Origin of the sequence: Gemmata palustris (assembly GCF_017939745.1) — a bacterium.
Taxonomy (GTDB): Bacteria; Planctomycetota; Planctomycetia; order Gemmatales; family Gemmataceae; genus Gemmata; species Gemmata palustris.
In genome coordinates, this window is sequence record NZ_JAGKQQ010000001.1 from 131,750 (window position 1) to 156,847 (window position 25,098).

A 25,098-nucleotide genomic window follows, 5' to 3' on the forward strand; every position below is an offset into this window, starting at 1 on the left:
AAGAGTGTTTCACCGCAGAGGGCGCAGAGAGCGCGGAGCAAAGGCAGGAAAGATCATTTCTCATTCGGCCTTTGCTCCGCGCTCTCTGCGCCCTCTGCGGTGAAACACTCTGAAGCGATCAAACGCTCTGAACCCATACCCAGACTTGCGCGTCCTTTCGGATTATGCTCCACTATCCCAAAATCCCCGGGAGCGGCGCTGCGCCGCTCGGCCGGTGCGTCGCGTTCGATAAGCTCGACGGCACCAACTTGCACTGGTGCTGGGAGCGCGACTTTGGCTGGCACGCATTCGGCTCGCGGCGCGACGAGTTCAACCTGACTGCGACCGGTATCGAACAGTTCAACGCCGCGCACCCCGGATTGGAAGAGGCCGCGCCGGTGTTCCTCGCCACGATCGCGGAGCCGCTGGGTGCGCTGCTGCGCGATCACGTCAACTACGCGCCGTTCACTTCATTCAAGGCGTTCACCGAGTTCGCAGGGCCGAACTCGTTCGCCGGCGCACACGAGCCGGGTGACCCGAAACAGGCGCTCCTCTTCGACGTGTGGGCCGAGGGTTACGGCTTCGTTTCACCGGCGCAGTTCGTAGCGGACTTCGGCCACCTCCCGTCGCCGCGCGTCGTCCACACCGGGAAGCTGACCGGCACGTTCCTCGAAGCGGTGCGCGAGGGGAAGTACGGCGTCGCGGAAGGCGTCGTGTGCAAGGGCGGTAGCGGGGGAGGGGACGTGTGGATGGTGAAAGTGAAGACGTATGCGTACCTCGCACGCCTGAAGACCACCTTCGGCACGCGGTGGGAGGATTACTGGGAGTGACCACCGGTAGTCACTCGGCGGTCCAGTCCCGGAGCGGGGAGGGAGAGTCCCGTTTCGAGATCCTTGCAGCGACCACACGAGCCGCGACCGCAAGGGAGCGGGAGGCGCCTCCCGCTCCCTTGCCAGTAGTTTCAAGTGATTTGGCAGTGCCGCATGGGAGTTCCTAAGTTCAAGGTTCTCAGGCACTTGAACGGGAGCCTCCCATGCGACGTGGTTACTCTACGATCACCCCGGCGGTGGTCCACGCACTGACGCGCCGAACGTTGGAACGGGCCCTGGGTTGGACCGACTACAAGCGGTCGGTCACGCGCACCCAGTTGCTCGACCTGGTGCTGTTGATCGCGGGCACCACCCGCACGTTGTTCGCGGTAGTGACCCGGTACTTCGGGTTCTCCCACGAGACCGCGCGACAGGCGATGCACGCCAACCGGGGTTCCCGGGACCAACTCACGGCCCGGTTGGTGGATGCCCTTCACCAGGTGGCGGGGTTCACGCGCCGGGACCGGAGGCGCCGGTGGACGTGTGCCATCGATGTGCATTACGTCCCCTTTTATGGGGATCGCAGCACCCCGGGGATCATCGGCGGACCCAAGAAGGCCGGGACCTCGTTCTTTCACGCGTACGCCACCGGGGTACTGATTCACAAGCACCGGCGGTACACCGTGGGGCTGATGAGCGTGACGAAAGGAACCAAGCCGCACCAGCAGGTGCAGACCCTTCTGGACCAGGTGGCGGCCCGCGGGCTCACGGTCCGCGGGGTGGTTCTGGACGCCGGGTTCGACAGCGGGGAGACCCTGTTGCTGTTGCAGGAACGGAACCTGAGCTACACGGTCCCGATGCGCAAGAAGGGCACCGGTACCAACCGCCGCAACGCCAGCTACACCCAACCCCACGGCACCATCACCACCATGGAGTGGGTCACCGAGAAGAGCCGCAAGGCGGTATCGACTCGGGTGCTCGTGTGGCAACGGAAGGGCGAATCGCACGCCCGGGTGTACGCGTTCCGCGGGTGGGGCGATGCGACCGCCGTGTCGGAGGCGAACCGGGCTCGGTTGGGGCGCCGGCGGTACCGAGAGCGGTTCGGGATCGAGACCAGCTATCGGCAGAAGAACCAGGCCCGCGGGTGGACCACCAGCACCAACCCCGAGTACCGGTTGCTGCTCGAGGGCGTGGCCCTGCTGTTGCGCCAGGTGTGGGTGTACCTGACGCTCCGGATCGCTCGGGCACGCGGGCTCGCGCCGACCGCCTGGGTCGCCCAGTTCCCGTTGGCCGAGATGCTCGACTGGCTCACGCAACGGATCCGCTCACGATACCCACGCACACGATGTATTACCCTGCCACACAATACACTTACAACCAACGCAACGCCTTGAAACTACTGTTGCGGTCGCGGCTCGTTACAAGGGCACCGAAACCGGGCTACCTGTCGGAAATTGCTTCGCCCGTCAGTATCGCTGGAGACGGGAGTTTCACGTCCCACACGAGCCCGAGTCGCGCGAGTACGCGGATGAACAGGTAAGTTTCATCGAACTCGTACCACGCGAACCCGTGCCGCGCCGAATGGGGCGCGCGGTGGTGGTTGTTGTGCCACCCCTCGCCCAGTGCCAGGACGCCCAGCGGGGCATTGTTCCGGCTACCGTCGCCGGTGCCGAACCGCTGCCGACCGAACAGGTGTGCCACCGAGTTGATCGCGAACGTGACGTGAAGCACCAGCACCGCTGTCAGGCAGTAGCCGTACACCAACCCGTTCCAGCCCAAGAGGGCGTAGCAGGCAGTCGCGAGGAACAAACCGGGAAGCACCCACAGGCGATCGAGCCAGACCAACTCGGGGTACTTCGTGAGGTCGCGGATCGCGCGCTTGTCCAGAACCGCCGGGGCGCACGCGAAGAGCCAGCCGAAGTGCGCGTGGAAGAAGTTCCTGACGACCGGGGAGTGCGGGTCGTCGGGCGTGTCCGAGTGCTTGTGGTGGAGCCGGTGCTGGGCGACCCACCAAAGCGGCCCCTTTTGCAGCGCGGCGCACCCTGCGGCCGCGAGCGCGAACTGGAACCCGCGAGAAGTTTTGAACGAGTGGTGCGTGAGGCAGCGATGGAACCCGGCGGTCACACCCAGGCCGATGAGCCGGCTTACTACCAGCATCGTCACGACCGACCGGATGGTGAACTCGACGAATGGAACGGCAACGAGAGCGAGGTGAACTACCAACACCGGGCCGACCGTGAGTGCGACCCGGGCGCTATGGAATCGAGGGGGCGCGAGGGTGGTCTGCACGTGTGCGCCCCCTCATTAAGAGTTAACCGCATAGGAGGCGGAGAAAGGCCGGATTGGAAATGCCCCGTCCTGCCTTTGCTTTGCGCTCTCGGCGCCCTCTGCGGTGAAACGCTCTTCAGAATAGAGTGGCCGCACGCGCTGCGTCACGCGCCGATGTTCTTGTCGGCGACTCTCTTGAGCCCGGACACGCGGTCGTTGGCCTTCGCCTTGTTCGCGCGCTCGACGGCGCTCGATGAGGGCAGCGTGGCGGCTTCGTTCGCGGCGGCGGCCACCACGTCGGGCGTGACCTCGGACGCGGGGCGGGCCTTCGCGGTCAGCACGGTGACCACGTTCGACCGCACCTGCACGAACCCGGCGTCGATGAACCACCGCGTGACGCCCGATTCGCTGTTGAGCCGCAGTTCGCCCGCCCCCAGGCGGCCGATGAGCGGCGCGCGGCCCCGTTGCACGCCGAGTTCGCCATCAATCATCGGAAGGATGACCATCTCCGCGGTCTCGTCGAGCACGGCCCGTTCCGGGGTGACGACGACGACGCGGAGGTGTCCGCTCGCGGTGTTCGACATCTGGTTCGACTCCGGCTGGCGCGTGCCAGCCATGTGTGTGGTCGTGGGAGTGAAGAAACGGGTCGCGGGTGACGGGGAACGTGCCCCGTCACTCGTCGCGCCAGAAGTTACTTCCCGGCCTTCTTCGCGGCTTCCTCGGCGGCGGCGGCGACCTCTTCGATCGTGCCGACGTACATGAACGCGCCTTCCGGCACGTTGTCCCACTTGCCGTCGCACAGCTCCTCGAAGCTGCGGATCGTGTCCTCGAGCTTCGTGAAGTTGCCCGGCTTACCGGTGAACGGTTCGGCCACGAAGAACGGCTGGCTGAGGAACCGCTCGATGCGGCGGGCGCGGGCCACGACCTTCTTGTCCTCTTCGCTCAGTTCTTCGACCCCGAGGATCGCGATGATGTCCTGGAGCTCGCGGTACCGCTGGAGGATGCGCTTCACCCGGTCGGCCACCGCGAAGTGGCGCTCACCGACGAACTGCGGGTCGAGCAGCCGGCTGTTTGACGCGAGCGGGTCGATGGCCGGGTAGATCCCCTTTTCGGAGATCGACCGCTCGAGGTAGATGAACGCATCCAGGTGCTGGAACGTGTTGGCCGGGGCCGGGTCGGTGGGGTCGTCGGCCGGCACGTACACGGCTTGTACCGAGGTGATGGCCCCGTCCTTCGTGGTCGTGATGCGTTCCTGGAGCTCGCCCATTTCGGTGGCGAGCGTCGGCTGATAACCCACGGCGCTCGGCATACGGCCGAGGAGCGCGGACACTTCCGACCCGGCCTGCGAGAACCGGAAGATGTTGTCCACGAACAGCAGCGTTTCGGTCCCGGTCACGTCGCGGAACCATTCGGCCATCGTCAGGGCCGACAGCGCGACGCGGAGGCGGGCGCCCGGCGGCTCGTTCATCTGGCCGAACACCATCGCGCAGCTCTCGAGCACGCTCTTCGCGTCGGCCGCGGCGCTGGTCTTCGTTTCCTGCATTTCGAGCCAGAGGTCGTTCCCTTCGCGGGTCCGCTCGCCGACCCCCGCGAACACCGAGTAACCCTTATAGATCTTCGCGATGCGGTTAATCAGCTCGGTGAGAATGACCGTCTTGCCCAGACCGGCCCCGCCGAACAGACCGGCCTTACCACCACGCGCGAGCGGCGTGAGCAGGTCGATGACCTTGATGCCGGTGACCAGCACTTCGGACTTCGGCGACAGCTCGTCGAACTTCGGTGGTTCGCGGTGGATCGACCGCTTGCCCTCGGTCTTGACCGGGCCGCCGCCGTCGATCGGGTCGCCGAGCAGGTTGAACACCCGGCCCAGCGTCTCGAGGCCGACCGGCACCGAGACCGGGCCGCCGGTGTCCTCGACGTCGATCCCGCGGACCAGGCCGTCGGTGCTCCCGAGGGCGACGCACCGCACGCGGCTGCCGCCCAGGTGCTGCTGCACTTCGCCGGTGAGGTTGATGCTGGTGCCGCCCGCGGTCTTCGTGCTGATCTTCAGCGCGTTGTAGATCGCGGGCAGGTGCCCCTCCTCGAACTCCACGTCGAACGTGGACCCGATGATCTGCACGATCTTGCCGGACTTCGTTGCGGTGGAAACCATCGGTTGCTCCAGGAACTCGCGTGGTATTTTGTCGGCTCGTGGTCGGGGCCGTGCCCGACGTTCGTTGTGTGGTGTCGGACCGCGCCCGACCTACTTCGGAACCAAGAAACTCAGGTGGTGCTCACAGTGGAGCACCTGCACCTTGTTTCCTTCGTCGGCGCTCAGCACGCCGAGCAACGGGGACGGGTGAAACGGCCCCGTGTGTGTTTTGAACCGCCCGGCGGCGGCCTTCAGTTTTGCGACCGCCGCTGCCGGGTCGCCCCCGACCGGCGCGACCGACTCTTTCAGGGTCGGGGCCCCCGGGGGCATCTCACCTTTTTCCAACACCTTGCGGAGCATTCGGCGGGCGATCGTGTTGCGTGCCATCCAGAACACGGGGCGCATCAGGAGGGGCGGTTTCGGGAACCCTTCGACCGGGTACCGCATCCACTCGGCGAGGTGAAAACACACCTGCGCCAGATCCCAATTTCCGGCCCTGTTATACCCTTTCGCGAGCAAGTTCTCTGCGTCGCGAACCGCGTCGTCGAGCGTGGCGAAGGTCAGCTTCCGGCGCTCGGGCATTTCGCGGCCCTCTGTCATTTAATTCCAGAGATTTTAATCCCTGGCTTGAGAGGCCAGCCGTTACTTCAGCGCTTCGGACCCGGCGATGAGTTCCGAAATCTCTTTCGTAATGTTCGCTTGGCGGGTACGGTTGTAGACCCGCGTGATGTCCTTGATGAGGTCGCCGGCGTTCTCGGTCGCGGCCTTCATCGCGACGCGGCGGGCGATCTGCTCGCTCACGGCCGCGTCCAGGAACATCTTGAACAGGCGCACCTTCAGGGCCGCGGGAACCAGTTCCTCGAGGATCTCGGCCGCGTCCGGGATGAACTCGTAATCGGTCTTCGCGTCCGCTCCGCCCGCCTCCGGCGTCGCTGCGGCCGCGGCGGGCTTGCTCGACGCGACCGCGACCGACGACAGCGGGAGCAGCGTTTCCACGACCGCTTGTTGTCGGGCGGCGGTAATGAACTTCGTGTACGCGACCTTCACCTCGTCGATCTGCCCGGAGATGTAGAGGTCGATGTACCGGCTCGCGACCGCGTCCACTTCCGCGAACGTCGGCTTGTCCTCGAAGTTGGTGTACTCGTGGGTCCGCGGGACGCCCTGGAACTTGAAGAACGCGATCCCGCGCTTGCCGGCCGCTTCGAGATCGAAGGGCGCGTTGGCCGCGGCGAGCTGGCGCGTCACCTGGACCGCTTCGCGGAGGACGCTCCCGTTGTACCCGCCGCACAGCCCGCGGTTCGCGGTGATGACGAGCACCAGCGTCTTCTTCACCGGGCGCGTGGCGAGGAGCGGGTGGCTCACTTCGCTCGCGTTCCTGCTCAGGTCGGCCGCGAGTTCGGCGATCTTGCGCGTGTACGACTCGGCTTCCTGCGCGCGCTTGAGGGCTCGCTGGAACCGGGAGGTCGCGATCAGTTCCATCGTCTTCGTGATCTTGCGGATGTTCCGCACGGCCTTGCGGCGCTTCACGAGGACACGAAGGTTTGCCATTTTGGAGCGGTGTTTGGTGTTTAGTGTTTCGCGCCGGTCCGCGGGGGCGGGTGCGGCGCGTGGTACGCGGTGATGACGAAGATCAGGTCCCCGTCGCCGAACCCGTTGTACCGCCAGATGATCTTCACCCACCGGCCGTTCGGGGCGCGGCCGTAGCTCTCGACGCCCGGTTCCGGTTCAGCCCACTCGTCCGCGTCGGTCCGGTGCTCCCACGCGAACTCCACCTCGTCCGGGGAGAGATGGTGCATTGCCAGTTTCGATAGGTTCCAGTCGATCCATACGAATTGTGCCATCCCTCCTTTTCTTCGCGCTAGAGTCGGGCGCGCCCCGGCCGCGTGGCCGGGCCACCGGGTACCGAAAATCAGGCCTTGAACTGCGGTTGGAACTCGGCGATGGCCGCGTCCAGCGCCTTGAGAACCTCGTCGGTCATCTTCTTTTCTTTGGCGAGCAGGGCACGGGTTTCCGGCTTCTGCTCCTTCATGAACTTGAGGAACTGGTCCTCCCAGTCCTTCACCTTCTTGCGATCGACCTTGTCCAGCCCGCCGCTGTTCCCGGCGTAGATGATCATGATCTGGTCGATCACGTTCAGCGGCTTGTACTGCCCCTGCTTCAGGATCTCGACCATGCGGTACCCGCGGTCGAGTTGGGCCTGCGTCACCTTGTCGAGGTCGGTACCGAGCTGGGCGAACGCTTCGAGCTCGCGGAACTGCGCGAGCGCCAGCTTCAACCCGCCGGCGACCGTCTTGTGCTTCATCGCACCGATCTGGGCGTTCCCGCCGACGCGCGACACCGAGATGCCGACGTCCACCGCGGGCAGCACGCCGGCGTTCTTCAGGTCGGGCTGGAGGTAGATCTGGCCGTCGGTGATCGAGATCACGTTCGTCGGGATGTACGCCGACACTTCGCCTTCGAGGGTTTCGATGATCGGCAGCGCGGTCAGCGACCCGCCGCTCCCCGCGACCTTCGCGATCTTCGCGCCGGGGAAGTGCTTCAGGTCGTGCTTGGCTTGGTCGTACCCGCCCTTTTCGCCCGGCCCGACGTAGACCATGCCCTCGTCGCCCGGCCCGCGCTTCTCGATCGTGTTGGTGGCCTTGTTGATGCCCCAGTGGGCGCCGGCGTTCGTAGCGTCGGTGTTGCCGTCAATGATGACCCACTTTTCGGCCAGCTTCGCGGACCGCTCGAGCAGGCGGGAGTGGGCGTAGAACACGTCGCCGGGGTACGCCTCGCGGCCCGGGGGCCGGCGGACGAGCAGCGAGAGCTGCCGGTACGCGGCGGCCTGCTTCGAGAGGTCGTCGTACACGCACAGCGTGTCGCGGCCCTGCTCGTAGGTGAAGAACTCGGCCATCGCCGCGCCCGCGTAGGGCGCGTAGTACTGGAGCGGGGCCGCGTCGGACGCGGACGCGACGACCACGATGGTGTAGTCCATCGCGCCCGTCTTCCGCAGGATCTCGACCACGCCCGCGACCTTCGATTCCATCTGCCCGCACGCGACGTACACGCAGATGACGTTCTCTTCCTTCTGGTTGATGATCGTGTCGATCGCGATGGCGGTCTTGCCCGTCTTGCGGTCGCCGATGATGAGCTCGCGCTGGCCGCGGCCCACGGGGGTCATCGAGTCGATGGCCTTGATGCCCGTCTGGAGCGGCTGTTTCACGGGCTGGCGGTCGACGATCCCGGGGGCCGGGCTCTCGACGAGCCGGCGCTTCGTGGTCGCGATCGGCCCCTTGCCGTCGACCGGGTTGCCGAGCGGGTCCACCACGCGGCCGATCAGCCCCTCGCCGACCGGCACGGAGAGCAGCTCGCCCGTGGTCCGGACCTCCATCCCCTCGGTGACCTTCAGGTAGTCGCCGAGGATGATGACGGCGACCGAGTTCTCTTCGAGGTTGAACGCGAGGCCCTTGATCCCGGCCTGCGGGAAGTCCACGAGCTCGCCGGCCATGACCTCGGACAGCCCGTAGCACCGGGCGATGCCGTCGCCCACCTCGAGCACCTGCCCGACGGCGCGCGTTTCGACCGTGCGGTCGAAGTTGCTGATCGAGTTGGTCAGGACACTGATGATCTCGCCGGCGCTGATCTTAGTTGATGCCATTGCTGCCGCCCTTATCGAGCAAGAGTGTACGGAGAGACCGGAGGCGCGTGCGGACGGAGGTGTCGATGACCGAATCGCCCACCTGGATCACCAACCCGCCGAGCAGGTCGGGGTCCACCCGCACGTCCAAAACAGGTTCCTGACGCAAAAGTTTTTTGAGGCTCGCGGTGAGTTCGGACCGCTGGGCGTCCGAGAGGTCCACGGCCGACGCGACCCGCACCCGCACCCGCCCGGCGCGGTCGTCGAGCAGCCCGCGGTACGCGGCAGCGATCCCGCGGAGCAGGTCGAGCCGGCTGTTGTGCGCGAGGACCGCGACGAGCCCGCGGAGCAGGTCCGAGGAGCGGCCCTCAAGGGCCGCAGAAAGGGCCGCCGTTTTCGCCTTCTTGCCGATCGTCGGGTTCGCGATGAGCGCCCCGACAGTGGGGTTCTCGATCACCACCTCGCGGACGAAATCGGACAGTTCGGCCCCGACCTCGTCCACGGCTTGTGGCGCCTTCTTGGCCGCGGCCGCGAGCAGCGACTCGGCGTAGATGCGCGCGAGCCGCGACCGCGTGGTCCCCGCGTCCAGAACCGTCTCGTGTTTGGTTTCGACGTTCGCCATGTGTGTTCCGGGGGAACCGAAGAACCCGAACTTCTCGCCCCCGCCCGACCGGGCGGGGACGTTCCTTGGACCTTACGCCCGGCTCGCGCTCGTGTTCACTTCCGCGATCGATTCGCTCACCAGCGAACTTTGCTTCTCGATTGTCACCTGCTGGCGGATGGCCTTGGTCGCCATGATCGAGGCGAGGTCCACGGCTCGCTGGCTGACTTCATTGAGGAGCGCGTCGCGCTCGATCGCGAGATCCCGGGAGGCCCGCTCGCGCTCGGCCTGGGCCTCTTTGATCCCGACCTCGCGCTCGGCGATTTTCAGGGCGTCGGCGTCCCGCCGGGCCTCGTCCATGATCGCCCGCACCTGGTCGGCGGCCTTTGCCAGTTCTGCCGCTAGTTGCGTCCGCAGTGCGGCGGCTTCTTCCTTCGCCTTCTTCGCGTCGGCGATGGCCTGGAACTGCGCCTCCTCGCGGGCCTGGAGCCCCTTGAGGATCGGCCCCCACGCGAACGTGTACAGGATCGCGAGCAGCGCGCCGAACACGACCACCGTCACGATCGAGTTGACGAGATCCGGCGCGAGGATGTTCTTCTGCGCGCCGGGCGCGTCGGCCGCCGGCGCCAGGGCCGGCAGCAGCAGGACGACGGCGATCGCGCCCGCCGTCCGGACAAAGGTGGTCATGGTGCCATCTCCCCACTTCAGGGTTAGGTCTGTTCCGGGTCGGATCAGGCTTTGCCGACGAGGGCGTAGCAGATCACGAGCAGCGCGATGATGGCGGCCCCTTCAACGAGCGCGGCCATAACGATCATGTTGACCTGGATCGCACCCTTTTGCTCCGGCTGGCGGGCGATGGCGGCCAGAGCGGACCAACCGACGAGCCCGATGCCGATGCCCGCACCAACGATCGCCAGCCCGGCGCCGATACCGGCCCCGAGGCCCGCACCGGAGTTGGCCGCGGACGCGGCCGGTTGTTGCTGGGGAGCGACGGGCTCGGCCGCGGCCAGAGCGGGCAGGGCGCTAACGGTGAGCAGGACGAGCGCGAGGGCAATACGGCAAGCGAGTTTCATAGCAGTCGGTCCCTTTCTACACGGGGTTGGAAGGCACCGGCACGGCGGCCGGGCGCGACCGAGGTTAGTGTTCCGGGTTCAGTTGCATGCCCAAGAAAATCGACGTCAACAGGACGAAGACGAACGCCTGCAGGAAGGCGACGAACAGTTCGAGTACGCTGAGCGCGGTCGCCATAAGCACGGCCGCGACCGTTCCACCGGGCGAGAGCCCGCCGGCGATCGGGTCAGCAAGAGCGAACGTCAGAATCACGGCCAGAGCCACGTGCCCGGCAAAAATGTTAGCGAACAAACGAATCGCGAGCACCCCGGCCCGGATGAACGCCCCCATCACTTCGATGACGGTGATGAGCGGGACGATCAGCACCGAGAGGAACACGGTCATTACGAGGTTGTCGCCCTTGAGCCGCGGGACATACGACATCACGTATTTGCCGATGCCGAGTTTCGCGATCGCGGACACGTGAATCACGAAGAACACCGCCAGTGCGAGAACGAGCGTGACGCTCAGTTCCGCCGTCGGCGAGCCGAGGAACGGTACCATCCCGAGCAGGTTGCACCCGAGGATGAACAGAAACAGTGTCCACAGGAACGGCACGTAGCGGTCCGCAAAGTGGACGTGCGGCTTGGCCACTGCCCCGTGGTGAGCGTGTGTTTGTTCGGTAATGGCGTCGTGAACGCCGTGCGGCTCGTCGTGATCGTGCCCGCCGTGGATGTTCGGCCGCGCGACTTCGTCGCGGATGAACAGCAAGAGCATTTCGAGGAAGTTCCAGAACGGTCCCCGGGGCGGGGTGCCGTCCTTCACGCGGCGCGCGAGCAAAATGTAGGGAACCGCAACGGCAATCGCCGCAACCACCAGCAGAATCTGGTGCTTGGTGATCGGCCCGACCCAGGCGTGGTCGAGTACGTGTTCGAGCGGATCCTGCGCCATGATCGATCCTCTCCCCGGTCCGGGACCGCCCTCTCGCGTGATGCTAGGTAGGCGGTTTACTCGGCCCGTCGCTCTCGCCCGACTTTGTTTTGTTCGTTTTGTCCGCGCGGCTGGCAATCACCAAAAGATGCCCGATGCCGCCCACGAACCCGATCGTCGTACCGACCACCAATCCCCACGGCGCCCAGCCGAATCGGTTGTCCACCCAGACCCCGATCAGAATGGGAGCGACGAGCTCGGTCACGGCCGTCCCGATCAGGGCCAGCCCGCTGTAATCGCTCGTACCGCGGTCGCGGTTCACGGCGCCTTCTCCGGAATTATCTGAGCCTTACCGTACATCAGTAACCCGCATTCGATTGCAAGAGTAACGATGTACAGATAGGTGACCCATCCGGCAAACTCGTCCCGCGGCGCACCGTGCTTCGTAAGCACTTCACCGAGCAGCAAAACCCCAACGACCGCCACCGCCATCCGAACCCCGGTGCCCATTAGAACAGCAATCGGGCCGAACTGTGGAGTGTGCCGAAAGACGGCATCCGCGAGCAGAAACGTTGCAACCGCAGATGACAGACACAAACCGGTCGCGGTAACGACTGTCAGGACGGGTGGTTGGCTGGCAAACCAGCCCGTGGATACGAACCCGATTCCCGCGGCGACAATCGCCCCAGTGGTCAGCACAACGACCTTCGCGGCTGCCCCCACGTTGCGGTTCCGCACAGAGTGTTTTGTGAACAAGGGCGTATTGTGAGTAACTCGGAGGCAAAGTCAATCCGCATCTCGTGAAATATTTCACAAGCGAGTGTGGATGCCTCGAAGTACCTGAAAATTGAGGCTTTTTGTAAAGATTCGTCGCTGATTCGATCGCTTGCGCGAGGACGGTTTCGGCAAGATCTGCGGGTGCGGCTGCGCGATTCTTGAGCGTTGTGACGTTTTGACACGGCGTAGGATGGGCAAAATCAGTACCCGGAACCAGTTCCGGCGACCAAATCACATTGACAGGCTCCCCCGCGTTTTCCTATGATGAATAACGAGTTAGGAATGTTCCCCGCCCAGATTTGGGGTCACCGACTCGCCTGAAAATGTCGGGTTGTGACAGTGAGTGTAGGGTGCCCACCACCAACAGGTTTTCTGCTCGGCAAACTTTGATCGTGTGGCGATTTGTGGGGTTTATGCGGAATTGTGCCGGAGCAGGGTGCCTTCGTTAGCCGTTCTTCGTGTTATGGATTTGGGTTCCGATCTGATGTCCGGGTATTAACTCGGACGCTTTCCGGCGAGACAAGGTCCGCTGGATCGTTTGACCTTGCCGGGACGGAACCCGGAGCCGCGGCTGTTTCGGCACGGATGTTACCAAGACCGTCCCACAACCGCCCACACTGCGCGGGGAGTGGCTCGCCGATGAAGACTGCTGGCTCGCTGACCGATCGGTCCAAGAAGGAACTGGCCGACATGGCCCGGGGCCGCGGCATTCGCGGCTGGGACGGGATGGACAAACCCGCTCTTCTCAAGGCGCTTTCCAAATCCTCTGCGGGTGCGATACCCGCGGCGAAATCGGCCAAAATTGCGGCGAAGCCTACCGTGAAAGTGGCGGCCAAAGTCACGAAGGTGAAGAAGGCCAAGCCCGCACCTGTGAAAGCCGCTCCGGTGGTGCCCGTTAAGGCCGCTGCGCCGAAATCGAAGCCCAAGGTGGTCGCGAAGAGTTCTCCCTCATCCAAGTCCGGAGTCGCCGGCGGGAAGGTTAAATCGCCCACTCCGGTCGCAGCAGCCAAGCCGGTTGCGCCCGCGGTGAGCGCGGCCAAGCCGACCACGAACGGCTCGCACAAATCCGCGCCCGTGGTGCCGGCCACCAAGTCACTCATTCCGCCGAAGCCGGTCGTCAAACCGGCCACCAAGTCGCTGGTTCCGTCCCGCGAAACCGCGAAAGACGCGACCGCGAACAAGCCGTTTAATCCGGTCACGAAGGACCGCATCCTTCTGTCGGTTTCCAACCCGTACTGGTTGAACGCCTACTGGCAACTTTCCGATCACTCGATGCAGCGCGCGGAAGCGGCGCTCCGTCAGGACTGGCACGGCGCCCGGCTCATCATTCGGCTGTTCGACGTCACGAGCGTCGATACGACCAGCACGTCCGAGACGCCGGTCCGGGACATCATTCTGCACGGCACCGGCCAGAACTGGTACATCGACGTGCCGCAACCGCCGCGTGCGTACCGGGCGGACATCGGTTACGTGTCGCGCCGCGGGGACTTTTACGTTCTCGCGCGCTCGAACGTGGTCACCCCGCCGAAGGCCGGCGCGGGTGAGGCCGTCGACGGCCTCGAAGCCGGCTGGGACGACGACGACGCGAAGTGGAAGGCCGAACGCATCCTCGCGATGTCCACCGGCTTCGAGTCCACCGGCAACCCGGAACTCCGCGAACTGTTCGAGGAGCGCCTGGGCCGCCCGATCGGGCCGCCGAAGCAGACCGCGTTCGGTACCGGGGCCGTTCCGCCGGGCAGCGTGAAGAAGTTCTTCTTCGAGATCGATGCGAAGCTGATCGTGTTCGGCCGCACCGATCCCGCCGCGCACCTGACGCTCAACAACGATCCGATCAAGCTGAACCCGGACGGCACGTTCCGCATGACGTTCAACCTGCCGGACAGCCGGCAGATCATCCCCGCCGTGGCCGCCAGCGCGGACGGCGTCGAGGAGCGCACAATCGTGCTCGCCGTCGAACGCAACACGAAGCACCTCGACCCCATGATCCACGACCAGATGAACGAAGTGTGACCGCCAAAATCGGGAGCGGCCGCAGATAAACGCGGATTCAAGGCACGATCCGAGAAGAATTTTCGACGAGATTAACAGGATCGACGGGATTGAAATCTTGTTGATCCGCGAAACTCTTCTCTTGGTTTGATCCGTGTTTATCTGCGTTAATCCACGGCCGCTTTTCTGTCTTCCCCATGCTCCTCGATTATCTCTTTGCGGACGAGCCAGAAGCGCCGAGCGAGTTTTCGCTGGTGCGCGTGTCGCGGCGCGCGATGGCGACCACGTTTGAAGTTGCAGTTCCCGTCGGTTCGCACCCCGATCCCGTTGCCGCCGCGGAAGACGCGCTCGATCTCATCGACGAACTCGAAGACCAAATGACCGTGTACCGCGACCACTCCGAAGTGTCGCGATTGAATGCGTCCGCGTCGGCGGCGTTCGTGAAGATCGAATCGCAGTTGTTCGATTTGCTCTCCCGCTGCGCGATCTGGACGAAAGAAACCGGCGGCGCGTTCGACATCGCCACCGGCGCGCTGACGAGAGCGTGGGGCTTTTATCAACGCGACCCGCGCGTACCCGCCGCACGCGACCTCGTCGAAGCGATGCGCGGCACCGGGTTCCGGCACGTTCTGCTGAATGGCGACAGCCGATCGGTGAAGTTCCGCGTTGCGGGCCTGGAACTGAACCTCGGCGCGGTGGGCAAGGGCTACGCGCTCGACCGCGCCGCGGAGTTGTTGCGCACGAAATGGGGCGTGCGATCCGCGCTGTTGCACGGGGGCGGGAGCAGCGTGTGCGCGATCGGCACGCCGCCGGGCGATCCGCGGGGCTGGCCGATTCGTTTGAAACACCCACATGGAGCGGCCGTGAAGCCCGGCTTTGCGGGCGACAGGTCGCGAGGCGAGGAGGAAGGTTCACTCGGTACGGTGCGCCTCCACAGTGCCGGGTTGGGGACTTCCGCGGCCACCTTCCAGTTCTTCGAGTATAACGGTCAGAAACTGGGCCACTTGCTCGACCCGCGTACCGGTTGGCCCGCGGCGGGGACCGCGAGCGCGAGCGTGGTTGCCCCCACCGCCGCAGAAGCCGACGCGATGTCCACGGCCGCGTTCGTGTTGGGTGCGGTGGGCGCGGAAGCACTCACTCGGTTGCGGCCTGCACTGGGTGCGGTGGTGGCGACAGAAGAACCTGCCCCGGCCATTCTCCCTAAAGAGAAGGGGGGGCAGAGTCACAAAGTCTCTGCGACTGGGACTTCTTCACCCCTCTTCCCTAAAGGAATGGGGGCTGAGGGAGTAAGTCTCTTTAGTTTCAACCTTGCTCCGGACGTCTACTCTCCTCCGGATCACGCGGACTGATTACTCATGAGTCACCTGCCGATTCCGCTCAGCGTGCTGTACGCGGGCCTCGCCGGAACGCTGATCGCGCTCGTCGTCGCGACCGCGACGAACAAGTGGTCGCTGAGAGTGTTCTTCCTGCTCGCGCTCCGAATCGCGATCGGGTGGCACTTCACGTTCGAGGGGCTGCACAAGATCCACTCGATCCACACAGGTGTAACCGAAACGAGCCGGCCGTTCAGCAGCGAGCCGTACTTCAAGGTCGCGCCCGGCCCGCTCGGGGAGAAGATGCGGAAAGAGTTCTCAGACCCCGGCGCGGAGATCGAAAAGAAGGTGAAGGCGCCAAAGTCGATTTCCCGTGAAGACTTCCTCAAGTTGCAACCCGATGAGCAGGCCGCGGCGTGCCCGGAAGAGGTCGCGAAGCAATTCGACTCTCTGGAAGCGAACGCGAAGCAGATCGCAAAGGCTGATGCCGAACGCGAATTGAGCGACGCCAATGCTGCGGAGGAAAAAGCCGTCAAGGACGCGACCGCGGTCGAGGATAAAGCGACGAAGGCGGCTAAAACCGACGCGGAGCGGGCCGCAGCGAAGGCCGCAGGTGACACCGCCCGGGCGAAGGCGAAAGCCGATGGGGACAAGGCCCGGCAGGTCGCGCAGAAGAAACTCGACTCGTTTGAAGCTGTTGGCGACGATCTCGTTAAGGTCGCCAAAGTCGCTTACGCCCGGTGGGTGTACGGCGCGGACGCGCGACCGGCTCAGGTAAAGTTCATTACCGGCGACCTGCAACTCACCGCGCCGCAGCGGATCGATCACCTCTCCTGGGTGCGCAAAGAAGCGAAAGAGGCCGAGGAGCGGCAGTCGCTCGGGCTGGGGAACGGTTCTGGTACCGACTCCAAGCGCGTCGCCGAGTTCCGCATGGGTGCCATCACCGCCGAAGCGGACCTCGCGCGTGACGCGAATGCGTTTATTGATGAACTCAAGAAGGATCTGGGCTTCAAACCCGACCCGAAAGCGGTCCCCGAATTGTCGAACGGCCAGCGGATGGACCGCGTGACGATGTGGTTCCTGGTCGTGGTCGGTGCGTGCCTCATGGGTGGGCTGCTCACGCGCCTCGCGTGCGTGATGGCCGCGGGGTTCCTGGTGATGACGTACCTGGCGCACCCGGCGTTCCCGTGGTACCCGCAGCCGCCGAACACCGAGGGCAACCCGTTGTTCATCAACAAGAACGTGATCGAGGCGCTCGCGCTGCTCGCGCTCGCGTGCTACCCCACCGGCCGCTGGCTCGGGCTGGACGCCATCGTCCTCCGACCGTTTTGCAAGTGCAAGAGCTGCCCGGCCTGATTGCCACTCGCGAGTTGTGCCCGCGCCATTTTAGGCCGGCACAACTCAGAGCGAGTTCCGACGAACCTCCACGACTTTTCGTCTTCCCAAATACACGCTTTCGAGCGGACAATACAGCTACCTCCCCGGAGTGGAATCATGGCTCTCGATCTGACCCCCGAGCAGAAGGCTGCCGGTAAAGCGAACTTCGAGCAAACGGCCGGCGACCTCGCCCGGGCCGGCAAGATGGATTCGCTCATGGTCGGTGGTACCGACCCGAACAAGCCCGACCGCCGCGACGTGCTGAAAGCGGGGTTGGCGGCCGGTGCGGTCGTGCCGGTGTCGGCCGCGGTGTACTACGGCTACCAGTCGTGGCAGGGCAACAAGGCGGTGAAGACCGCGCTCATCGGGTGCGGCGACGAGGGCGGCGTACTCGTGGGCGACCACAACAAGGAGTACAACGAGATCGTCGCGGTCTGCGACCCGCGGCCGTCGAACCTCGAGCGCATCTTCGAGGGCGAGAAGGCGCCCAGCCCGCGCAAGGGGCTGAACGGCATCTACGGGAAGGACGCCGCCAAGAAGATCGCGAGCTACACCAGCGTCGAGGAACTACTCGCGAACGCGAAGAAGCTCGGCGTCGAAATGGTCGTCATCGCGACCCCGCTGCACACGCACGACGTGATCGCGAAGAAGTGCATGGACGCCGGCCTGCACGTCCTGTGCGAAAAGCTGATGGCCCGCACCATTAGCAAGTGCAAGGCCATGACGAACTACGCCAAGGAGAAGGGGCTGCTCCTCTCCGTCGGCCACCAGCGGCACTACAGCACGCTCTACGCCCACGCCCTCGAAGTGCTCCAGAACGGCATCCTGGGCGACATCAAACACATCCGCGCGCAGTGGCCGCGCAACAACTCGTGGCCGTTCAGCGCGAGCCCGGCCGAGCGCGAGAAGTTCGCGACGGGTGACGACATCAACGGCAAGCCGTTCGATCTGCCCGCCCTGCGCGACGGGTGGTGCAAGCCGGTTCCCAAACAGGACGCCGAGCCGTTCCTGAAAGAGCCGCAGAAGCTCCGCGACCTGGGCTACGACAGCATCACCGAGCTGGTGCGCTGGCGCCTCTACGACAAGACCGGCGGCGGGCTGATGGCCGAACTCGGGAGCCACCAACTCGATGCCTCCTCGATCATTTTGGGGCACGTTCACCCGATCGCGGTGAGCGGCATCGGCGGGAAGTTCTTCTACGGGCCGGGCAAGAACGACCGCGAGAGCGACGACGGCGTGTTCGTGACCTTCGAGTTCCCCGGTAAGAACCACCCGAAGGCCAAGAAGGGCGGCACGGACGAGAGCGACATCGTGATCGTCACGTACTCGTCGTTCAACACGAACAGCTTCGAGGACTACGGCGAGTGCGTCATGGGCAGTCGCGGCACCATGATTATCTCGAAGGAAGCGGAAGTGTACCTGTACAAGGAACCGGAACCGGGCAAGGGCGCGAGCGGCGGGCGCGAGACGAAAGTGACCGTGACCGGCGCTGGTAGCGGCAAGCCCGCGATGGAAGCGACGAGCACGTGGGGCGGGGGCGGCGGGGCCGCGATCTCGAAGGGCGCGAGCGTGGGCTGGGACAGCGCCGTCCGTGGGTACCGCACCGAGATGGAGCACTTCGCCTACTGCGTGCGTATGTGGGAGAAGAAGGGCGGGAAGGTGGACTACGCGAAGAACGACAAGGGCGAGTTCGTCCACAAGGACATCATCCCGCGGTGCCACGGCGAGGTCGCGATGGCCGACGCCATCCTCGCGCTGACCGCGAACATGGCGATGGCGAAGAAGGAGCGGATCGTGTTCGAGGAGGCGTGGTTCGACGTGACGAAGGACGACGTGCCCGAAACGAAGCACGGCCCCTCGAAGAAGGCGTGAGACACGAGCGATTGGCGAACGGCCGGTGTGAGCCGGCCGGTGAGGATCGAGGTGCCTGATGCCCTCCGTTTCACCGGCCGGCTCACACCGGCCGTTCGCCTTACTTCGGTAGTTCAGCGATCCGGATGTTGCGGAACAGGATGTCCGTGGTCGGGTCGTGGCCCTGGATGGACAGCGGCCCCTTCGCGGCGCGGTAGCCCTGGCGCGGGTTGTCGCTCTCCTTGCGGTCGTCGGTCCAGTCAATGGTCTGGTAGCCGTTCACCCACGTCGCGATGTGCTTGCCGTTGGCCGCGACCGTCATCGTGAACCACTCGTTGTCGCTGGCCACCACCTTGCGCGCCGCGATCCGGCGGTAGACCGCGCCCGTGCCGAAGTCCGAGGGCTTGGTGCGGTCGTTGTCCTTGAAGCCGTTGTGAATCTGGGCCTCGTAGCCGTTCTGGTACTGGCCGGGGATGCAGCGGAAGAACACCCCGCTGTTGAGCGCCTTGCCGAGCGTTTTGCACTCCAGTTGCAGCACGAAGTTATCGAACTCCTTCTCCGTCACGAGATCGCCCGGGCCGTTCTTGAGCGACAACTCGCCGTCCTTCGTCACGTCCCACTTCGACGCCACCCGCTTCGGGTCGGCCGCGTTGACCTTCCAGCCGTCGAGGTTCTTCCCGGTGAAGAGGGCCTTCGGGCCCTCGGGCCTGAGTTTGAGCGACTTGATGGAGAGGGAGCCGCCGGCCGGAACTTCGAGCCGGAGTTCTGCGGGACCGTTCGTGGCGGCCGTGATGCTCGTTTTGGCGCCGTTCGGGTCAGCTGTTGTGCTGTTTTCAATGAACGAGCCGCCCGCGCCGCTCCCGACCACTGTCATTCGTACTACCGACGATTGATTGTTCAGCCCGGCACTGTGGGAGCCGCCTTTGATCGAATGCAGCGCAATTGCACCGGCGCCACTGGTTTGCATTTGCAATTCGTAAGAAGCGAACATGGTCGTACTCACGGCCGTCGTTGGCTTCGCGCCACCGAGCACGAGCGCTCCGTCCTTCACTTCGGCCGTACCGTCGATCTTCCACCCGAACGTGGTTTCGCCGTCGAACAGGAGGAGCCAGCCGTCCGCGATCTCTTTCGGCGTGAGGGTGTTGGGCTTCGGCTTGTCTTTGTCTTCGGCGAACGCGGGCGATGCTCCGACGAGAGCAACAACTACGGCGAGCGAGCGGAACATCATGGGGCACCTTTGTTGCGGGAGGTTACATGGTCGTTTCCGCGACCGCCGCGGTCAAGCCTTCGCGGTAACTCGTGAATACGGGCGCCCAGCCGAGCGCGCGGAACTTCGCGGCGTCGATGCGGCGGTTCGGGGCACCTTGTTCGGGCCTCGAGTCGAATTTCGCTTCTGGCGCGTGGAGCAGTTCCGCGAGTCGCGTGTAGAAGTCGCGGCGCGACACCGGGGTACCGTCGGCGACGTTGTACGTCTCGCCGGGGGCGGCGTGGGCTTCGGCCCAGAGCACGGCGGAAGCGGCGTCCGCGACGTGAACGAGGTTCAGCCACTTGTCCGCGTCACCTACGAGCGGCTCGCCCTTCAAGACGGGCTGCTTGCGCAGGAGCCGGTCCGGGCCGTACAGTCCCGCGAGTCGGAGAACGATCGCGTCGGGCTTTATCGAGCGGAGGAGTTGTTCGGCTTCGAGTACGACCTTGCCCGATTCCTCGGTCGGGTCGGTGGGGGAGCCCTCGTTGACCCAATCGCTGTTAGTTTGGCCGTACACGCTCGTGCTAGATGCGTAGATGAACCGGGTACACGGTGGGAGCGTAGTTAGAACGTGCGCCAGCCCCGTCACGTACACGTCGCGCATGGATTTCCCCGCGCTGCGGTCCATGCCGACGGCGTAGAGCACGGTGTTTGCCGTGGGAAGGGCGCGCAGGCTCTCCGGGTCGAGAACGTCGCCCGTAACGGGTTCGATACCAACGTTCCGCAGCGCATCGGCGTTTCTCCGCGTCAGAGCGGCGACTGGATGTCCTCCAGCCAACCAGCGCGACGCGACGCGGCGACCTAAATAGCCGCACCCGAAGACGAGTTGTGTACCGGGTGGCCGGATAAGGGGTGACATTGGGTGCCTGTTGCCCTAACTATTCGGGGTGACGGTTCATGGCTTCGCGCAGTTCCGAGACCCCGCATGTCCGAACCGCCAGTTCCTGCTCCCGCAACGAACGCAGTGGCCGAGTCGCCTTCAGCCCCGTCGGGGGGGCCGGCCGCGCCCCCCGAACCGGTTGCGCCCGCGGACCTCGCCCCGGTCCCCACTCGTCGCGAGCGGTTCGCGTGGTACGCGGGGAGCATGATTCTGGCGAGCGTCCTCGTGACCGCGGGGCTGCGGCTCGAGAGCCAGGATCTGCACGCACCGTTTTACTACGATCTCGACTCGCTCCTGTATCTGCCGCTGGCGAAGGGCGTTGTTGAGAACGGCACCCACTGGCACAACGACCGGCTGGGCGCCCCGGGCGTACAGGAACTCTACGACTTCCCCATCATCGACTACCTGCACTTCGGGCTCCTGTGGCTCCTGAGCCGCGTCACGCCCGATTTGTTGGTCGCGTACAACGTGTACAACCTGCTCACGTACCCGCTCACGGTCCTGACCGGGATGTTCGTGCTGCGCTGGTTGAAGCTCTCGCTCCCTGCTGCCGCGGTGGGGGGATTGCTTTATGCGTTCCTCCCGTACCACCAGGAGCGCTACCAGTACCACTACTTCCTCGCGGCGTACTGGGTGGTGCCCCTGTCACTGATGCCGGCACTGGCGCTCTGCCGGGGCGAGTTCCCGCTGTTCCCGCTCCAACCGGACGGCACGCGCCGGCGCACGCTCTTTTCGCTGAGCGCGCTGTGGGCGGTCGTGCTCGGGGCGCTCACGGCGTCGGCGGGGGCGTACTATGCGTTCTTCGCGTGCGCGACGTATGCGTTCGCCGGGGCGTATGCGAGTCTAATGTTCCGCACCTGGCGCGGCGCGCTCTCGGCCGCATGGGTCATCGCGCCGGTGATCCTGGTCGGGTTCGCGTACCACTACCCGACGTTCGTGTACCAGTACCACTACGGGGTGAACCCGATCACGGACCGGTGGCCGGAAGAGGCCGAAACTTACGGGCTGAAACTCGCGCACCTGATCCTCCCGGCGAACGACCACAACCTGACGATCCTCTCGCAGCTCCGGATGCTGTACAGCACGCCCCAGCGCCCGGTGGACGGCGAGAGCGCTGGGGCGCTCGGCGTGGTCGGCGGGACGGGACTGGTCGTGCTGCTGGTCATGGCCGTCCTCCCGCACCGGCGGCGCTGGCCGGAGGGACCGCTCGTGGCGCTGGTGTTGTTCCTGGTGCTCCTGGCCACCGTCGGCGGGTTCGGATCGCTCTTCAACATGCTGGTGACGGCCCAGATCCGCGCCTACAACCGCATCAGCGTGTTCATCGGGTTTTTGTGCCTGTTCGCCGTGCTGTGGTGGGTGGACCGGTTCTTGCTCGCGCGCACCAGCCACCGCGGGAAGCAGCTCCGCTACCCCGCGCTGGCCGCGCTGTTCCTGATCGGGTTCCTGGACCAGACGCCGTACAGTTGGTTCAAACAGAAGGTCGTTACGGTCACGGGCCAGCACGCGGAGCGGTTCCGAACCGACAAACAGTTCTTCCAGGAAATCGAAGAGAAGGCCCCCGGGGCGCGCGTGTTCTGTTTACCCTACATCGCGTTCCCCGAGAGCCCGCCCGTTCAGAAGATGCAGGCCTATGAGCACGTCCGCGGGTACCTGATGACCGACACACTGACGTGGAGCTTCGGCGCTGTGAAGCGGCGCGAGGCCGACAGTTGGCAGCGCGAGGTGGCGTTCGAGAAGCCGAACGAGTTCCTTCGGCGCATCGTGGTCCGGGGGTTCGACGGGGTATTTATCGACGGGCGCGGGTACCTGCCCCGCCGGGTCGAACCCGGTAAGAGCGAGCCGGTGAGCGTGGTGAACCCGCGCGAGCGCATCCACGCGATCTACGGCGACCTCGTGAAACAAAGCACGGCCCGGCTCCCGGAAGTGGTTCACAAGGACGGCAAACAGTTCTTCCTCGACCTGCGGCCGTACCGGGACGCCTACCAGCGGGTGGTCGGGGCGGAGGAGTTCGATCGACAGGCCCGGACCGAGCGCGAGCTGGTCGTCCCACTGTGGCTCAAGGGCTTCACGGTGGACGAGCCGTTTTACGGGGAGTTTCTCTTGTGGGGCAGTTACAACTCCACGCTCGTGCTCGTCAACCCGACCGACCGGACCCGGAGCATCGACCTCACGTTCGAGATCGGTGTCGATGTGGTCGGCGAGTACGGCTTCGCGTTTTCGGGGCGCCCGGGATTGGTAGACGGCGAATTCTCTGTGGAAAAACCGTTCGAGGAAGACAGTCAGAACCGCACGCGGCACATGGCACCCCCCAGAACGCTCCACGCGGAACTGCCTCCGGGCCGGACCACCGTGCGCATTCGGTGTACCCCGCCTCCGTGGTTCTTCCCGGGCGACCACCGGAAGATGTGCTACTTCATCAAGAACTTTCGGGTGGTGGAGAAGTAGGGCTGAACCCCGCGCGACACGTGGGGCGATTTGGAGAATATTGTACTTTCGTATATTATTGTTTAGCCGTCGGGTGGGAGAGCTTGCTCTTGAATATCGAGAGGCGGGAGCGGGCCTTCTGTTAGCAATATTGGGCTGAATGTGGGGGTGTTGTTAGCGATTGTTAGCGGGCTAGAGGCTGTGGTCCGGGGCGATGAGAACGGGCGCTGATGCGGGTGGCCTGGAAATCTCAGCAGTTGGGGCGGATCGGGCTCGGTTCGGGCGCTGGAAATGGCTCCTCGGGCCGAAAATGTTAGCAAATGTTAGCCGCGCGTCAATTCGGGGTACCTCCTGCGGCCGATCAACGTGGTGCCGACCGAGTGGCTAATGACCCGTGTGTATAATCCCGTAGTGCCAAAGTAACGGTTCCTCTCCCCGTTCGAGGTGCAGCGATGTCTGCTATGCCCCCGGGCAATCCGGCCTCAAATCCGTTCATCAGTTCGCCGACGTACCTGATGGCGTGCCAACAGTTGCGCAACGTCGCGCGGGCGATTCAGCTCGATAGCGGGGTCGCCGAGCGGCTCATGCTGCCGAAGCGGTCACAGATCGTCTCCGTGCCGGTGCGGATGGAAGACGGGCGCACGGAAGTGTTTGTCGGGTACCGCGTGCAGCACTCGCTCACGAGCGGGCCGAGCAAGGGCGGCTTGCGGTACGCGAAGAACGTCGACCTCGGCGAAGTCGCCGCGCTCGCGATGTGGATGAGCTGGAAGTGCGGCATCATGAACCTGCCCTACGGCGGCGCGAAGGGCGGCATCGCGGTGGACCCGGCCGAGCTGAGGGGCGGCGAAAAAGAGCGCCTCACGCGCCGGTTCACGGACGAGATCCAGAACATCATCGGCCCGCGCGTGGACGTGATGGCGCCCGACATGGGCACCGACGAACAGACGATGGCGTGGATCTACGACACGTACTCGATGAAGGTCGGGTACGCCTGCCCCGAGATCGTGACCGGCAAGCCGGTCGAGTTGGGCGGGTGCGTGGGCCGCAAGGAGGCCACCGGGCGCGGCGTGGTGTACTGCATTTCCGAGGCGTTCGACGAACTGAACATCAAGTCTGAGGGCGCGACCGCGGTGGTCCAGGGGTTCGGTAACGTCGGCTCGGTGACGTGCGACGAACTGGTCAAGATCGGCACGAAGGTGGTCGCGATCGGCGACCGCTACGGCTCGATCCGCAACGACCGCGGCATCAACATCGCGCGGCTCAACGAGTACGTGTCCAGGAACGAGCGGAAGACGATCGTCGGGTTCCCGGAGGCCGAAGCGATCCCGGACGCGGAGTTGCTCATCACGCCGTGTACGGTGCTCGTCCCGGCCGCGATGGAGCGCGTCATCACCGCGGAGAACGCCGGGAAACTGAAGTGCCGCGTGCTGGCCGAAGGCGCGAACGGCCCGACCGACCCGGAAGCCGACGCGATCCTCGCGAACACGGACGTCTTCGTCATCCCGGACATCCTGTGCAACGCGGGCGGCGTGACGGTGTCGTACTTCGAGTGGGTGCAGGACCTCGCGCAGTTCATGTGGGACGAGGAAGAGGTCAACGCACAGTTGAAGAAACTGATGCTCGGCGCGTTCAAGCGGGTGCGCGACGAGGCGAAGGGGCGGAAGATCGGCAACCGCCTCGCGGCCCTGAGCTTGGGCGTGCAGAAGGTCGCCCGCGAAAAGAACAAGCGCGGCCTGTACCCGTAACGAGATTTCAGGGTTTGTCAGTCTCGCCAGGGGTTGCGCTCACGCTTCACCCCTGGCTACTATCTGCCGCCCTCCGGGGCTAAGAAATACACTCATTGTCTGATCCGCGTGA

At 64.8% G+C, this 25,098-nt stretch carries 23 protein-coding genes; 8 read left to right on the forward strand and 15 right to left on the reverse strand.

The genetic code is table 11. The features are described from left to right. Nucleotides 1-164 precede the first annotated feature (164 nt). A complete protein-coding gene (locus J8F10_RS00605) occupies nucleotides 165-809 on the forward strand; it encodes an RNA ligase family protein (RefSeq protein WP_210651583.1) in 645 nt (214 codons plus the stop codon). Nucleotides 810-1,012: 203 nt separating this feature from the next. Next, nucleotides 1,013-2,182 carry a transposase gene (locus tag J8F10_RS38205; protein WP_246522717.1) on the forward strand — a complete coding sequence of 390 codons (1,170 nt, stop codon included), beginning with the start codon at nucleotides 1,013-1,015 and terminating at the stop codon, nucleotides 2,180-2,182. A 46-nt stretch (nucleotides 2,183-2,228) separates the two neighbouring features. On the opposite strand, the gene J8F10_RS00620 is transcribed toward J8F10_RS38205, so the two are convergent. From J8F10_RS00620 to J8F10_RS00685, 13 genes are all read right to left on the reverse strand, one after another. Continuing rightward, nucleotides 2,229-3,077, reverse strand: a complete 849-nt coding sequence (locus tag J8F10_RS00620) for an acyl-CoA desaturase (protein ID WP_210651584.1) — start codon at nucleotides 3,075-3,077, stop codon at nucleotides 2,229-2,231. A gap of 143 nt (nucleotides 3,078-3,220) precedes the next feature. Continuing rightward, entirely contained in the window at nucleotides 3,221-3,673 is a 453-nt protein-coding gene (locus J8F10_RS00625) for a F0F1 ATP synthase subunit epsilon (RefSeq protein WP_210651586.1), read from the reverse strand. Between the two features lie 74 nt (nucleotides 3,674-3,747). Further along, a complete protein-coding gene (gene atpD / locus J8F10_RS00630) occupies nucleotides 3,748-5,208 on the reverse strand; it encodes a F0F1 ATP synthase subunit beta (RefSeq protein WP_210651588.1) in 1,461 nt (486 codons plus the stop codon). Nucleotides 5,209-5,298: 90 nt separating this feature from the next. Next, nucleotides 5,299-5,769 carry a DUF1569 domain-containing protein gene (locus J8F10_RS00635; RefSeq protein WP_210651589.1) on the reverse strand — a complete coding sequence of 157 codons (471 nt, stop codon included), beginning with the start codon at nucleotides 5,767-5,769 and terminating at the stop codon, nucleotides 5,299-5,301. Nucleotides 5,770-5,829: 60 nt separating this feature from the next. After that, a complete protein-coding gene (gene atpG / locus J8F10_RS00640; protein ID WP_210651590.1) occupies nucleotides 5,830-6,735 on the reverse strand; it encodes an ATP synthase F1 subunit gamma in 906 nt (301 codons plus the stop codon). A gap of 20 nt (nucleotides 6,736-6,755) precedes the next feature. Next, the gene (locus J8F10_RS00645; protein ID WP_210651591.1) at nucleotides 6,756-7,028 is read right to left on the reverse strand and encodes a hypothetical protein; all 273 of its coding nucleotides are present in this window, start codon (nucleotides 7,026-7,028) and stop codon (nucleotides 6,756-6,758) included. A 68-nt stretch (nucleotides 7,029-7,096) separates the two neighbouring features. After that, nucleotides 7,097-8,824 (reverse strand): F0F1 ATP synthase subunit alpha, encoded by a 1,728-nt coding sequence (locus J8F10_RS38210; protein ID WP_246522731.1) that lies wholly within the window; start codon nucleotides 8,822-8,824, stop codon nucleotides 7,097-7,099. Beyond that, entirely contained in the window at nucleotides 8,811-9,425 is a 615-nt protein-coding gene (atpH, locus tag J8F10_RS00660) for an ATP synthase F1 subunit delta (protein WP_210651595.1), read from the reverse strand. The genes J8F10_RS38210 and atpH overlap by 14 nt, the downstream gene beginning before the upstream one ends. Nucleotides 9,426-9,497: 72 nt before the next feature. Continuing rightward, nucleotides 9,498-10,091, reverse strand: a complete 594-nt coding sequence (locus J8F10_RS00665) for an ATP synthase F0 subunit B (RefSeq protein WP_210651597.1) — start codon at nucleotides 10,089-10,091, stop codon at nucleotides 9,498-9,500. 44 nt (nucleotides 10,092-10,135) lie between these two features. Next, entirely contained in the window at nucleotides 10,136-10,414 is a 279-nt protein-coding gene (locus tag J8F10_RS00670) for an ATP synthase F0 subunit C (protein ID WP_390891125.1), read from the reverse strand. Between the two features lie 127 nt (nucleotides 10,415-10,541). Next, a complete protein-coding gene (atpB, locus tag J8F10_RS00675; RefSeq protein WP_210651602.1) occupies nucleotides 10,542-11,405 on the reverse strand; it encodes a F0F1 ATP synthase subunit A in 864 nt (287 codons plus the stop codon). Between the two features lie 43 nt (nucleotides 11,406-11,448). Further along, nucleotides 11,449-11,706 (reverse strand): AtpZ/AtpI family protein, encoded by a 258-nt coding sequence (locus J8F10_RS00680; protein ID WP_210651608.1) that lies wholly within the window; start codon nucleotides 11,704-11,706, stop codon nucleotides 11,449-11,451. Then, nucleotides 11,703-12,083, reverse strand: a complete 381-nt coding sequence (locus tag J8F10_RS00685) for a hypothetical protein (RefSeq protein ID WP_210651609.1) — start codon at nucleotides 12,081-12,083, stop codon at nucleotides 11,703-11,705. Before J8F10_RS00685 ends, J8F10_RS00680 begins: the two co-directional genes overlap by 4 nt. A gap of 717 nt (nucleotides 12,084-12,800) precedes the next feature. On the opposite strand from J8F10_RS00685, the gene J8F10_RS00690 reads away from it, so the two are divergent. From J8F10_RS00690 to J8F10_RS00705, 4 genes are all read left to right on the forward strand, one after another. Further along, nucleotides 12,801-14,171 carry a DUF4912 domain-containing protein gene (locus J8F10_RS00690; protein WP_210651611.1) on the forward strand — a complete coding sequence of 457 codons (1,371 nt, stop codon included), beginning with the start codon at nucleotides 12,801-12,803 and terminating at the stop codon, nucleotides 14,169-14,171. A 176-nt stretch (nucleotides 14,172-14,347) separates the two neighbouring features. Beyond that, nucleotides 14,348-15,499 carry an FAD:protein FMN transferase gene (locus J8F10_RS00695; protein WP_210651613.1) on the forward strand — a complete coding sequence of 384 codons (1,152 nt, stop codon included), beginning with the start codon at nucleotides 14,348-14,350 and terminating at the stop codon, nucleotides 15,497-15,499. 6 nt (nucleotides 15,500-15,505) lie between these two features. Further along, nucleotides 15,506-16,819: a DoxX family protein gene (locus J8F10_RS00700; protein ID WP_210651615.1), complete on the forward strand. Its 1,314-nt coding sequence runs from the start codon at nucleotides 15,506-15,508 to the stop codon at nucleotides 16,817-16,819. Nucleotides 16,820-16,957: 138 nt separating this feature from the next. Further along, nucleotides 16,958-18,712 (forward strand): Gfo/Idh/MocA family protein, encoded by a 1,755-nt coding sequence (locus tag J8F10_RS00705; RefSeq protein WP_210651622.1) that lies wholly within the window; start codon nucleotides 16,958-16,960, stop codon nucleotides 18,710-18,712. A 100-nt stretch (nucleotides 18,713-18,812) separates the two neighbouring features. On the opposite strand, the gene J8F10_RS00710 is transcribed toward J8F10_RS00705, so the two are convergent. Then, nucleotides 18,813-19,919, reverse strand: coding sequence for a 3-keto-disaccharide hydrolase (locus tag J8F10_RS00710; RefSeq protein ID WP_210651631.1), 1,107 nt, complete (start codon nucleotides 19,917-19,919; stop codon nucleotides 18,813-18,815). Between the two features lie 22 nt (nucleotides 19,920-19,941). Beyond that, complete coding sequence (locus J8F10_RS00715; protein WP_210651633.1) at nucleotides 19,942-20,796, reverse strand: SDR family oxidoreductase; 855 nt, start codon at nucleotides 20,794-20,796, stop codon at nucleotides 19,942-19,944. Between the two features lie 66 nt (nucleotides 20,797-20,862). On the opposite strand from J8F10_RS00715, the gene J8F10_RS00720 reads away from it, so the two are divergent. Together J8F10_RS00720 and J8F10_RS00725 are read left to right on the forward strand one after the other, a co-directional pair. Then, nucleotides 20,863-23,262, forward strand: coding sequence for a hypothetical protein (locus J8F10_RS00720; RefSeq protein ID WP_210651635.1), 2,400 nt, complete (start codon nucleotides 20,863-20,865; stop codon nucleotides 23,260-23,262). 440 nt (nucleotides 23,263-23,702) lie between these two features. Further along, nucleotides 23,703-24,986 carry a Glu/Leu/Phe/Val family dehydrogenase gene (locus J8F10_RS00725; protein WP_210661694.1) on the forward strand — a complete coding sequence of 428 codons (1,284 nt, stop codon included), beginning with the start codon at nucleotides 23,703-23,705 and terminating at the stop codon, nucleotides 24,984-24,986. Nucleotides 24,987-25,098 lie beyond the last annotated feature (112 nt).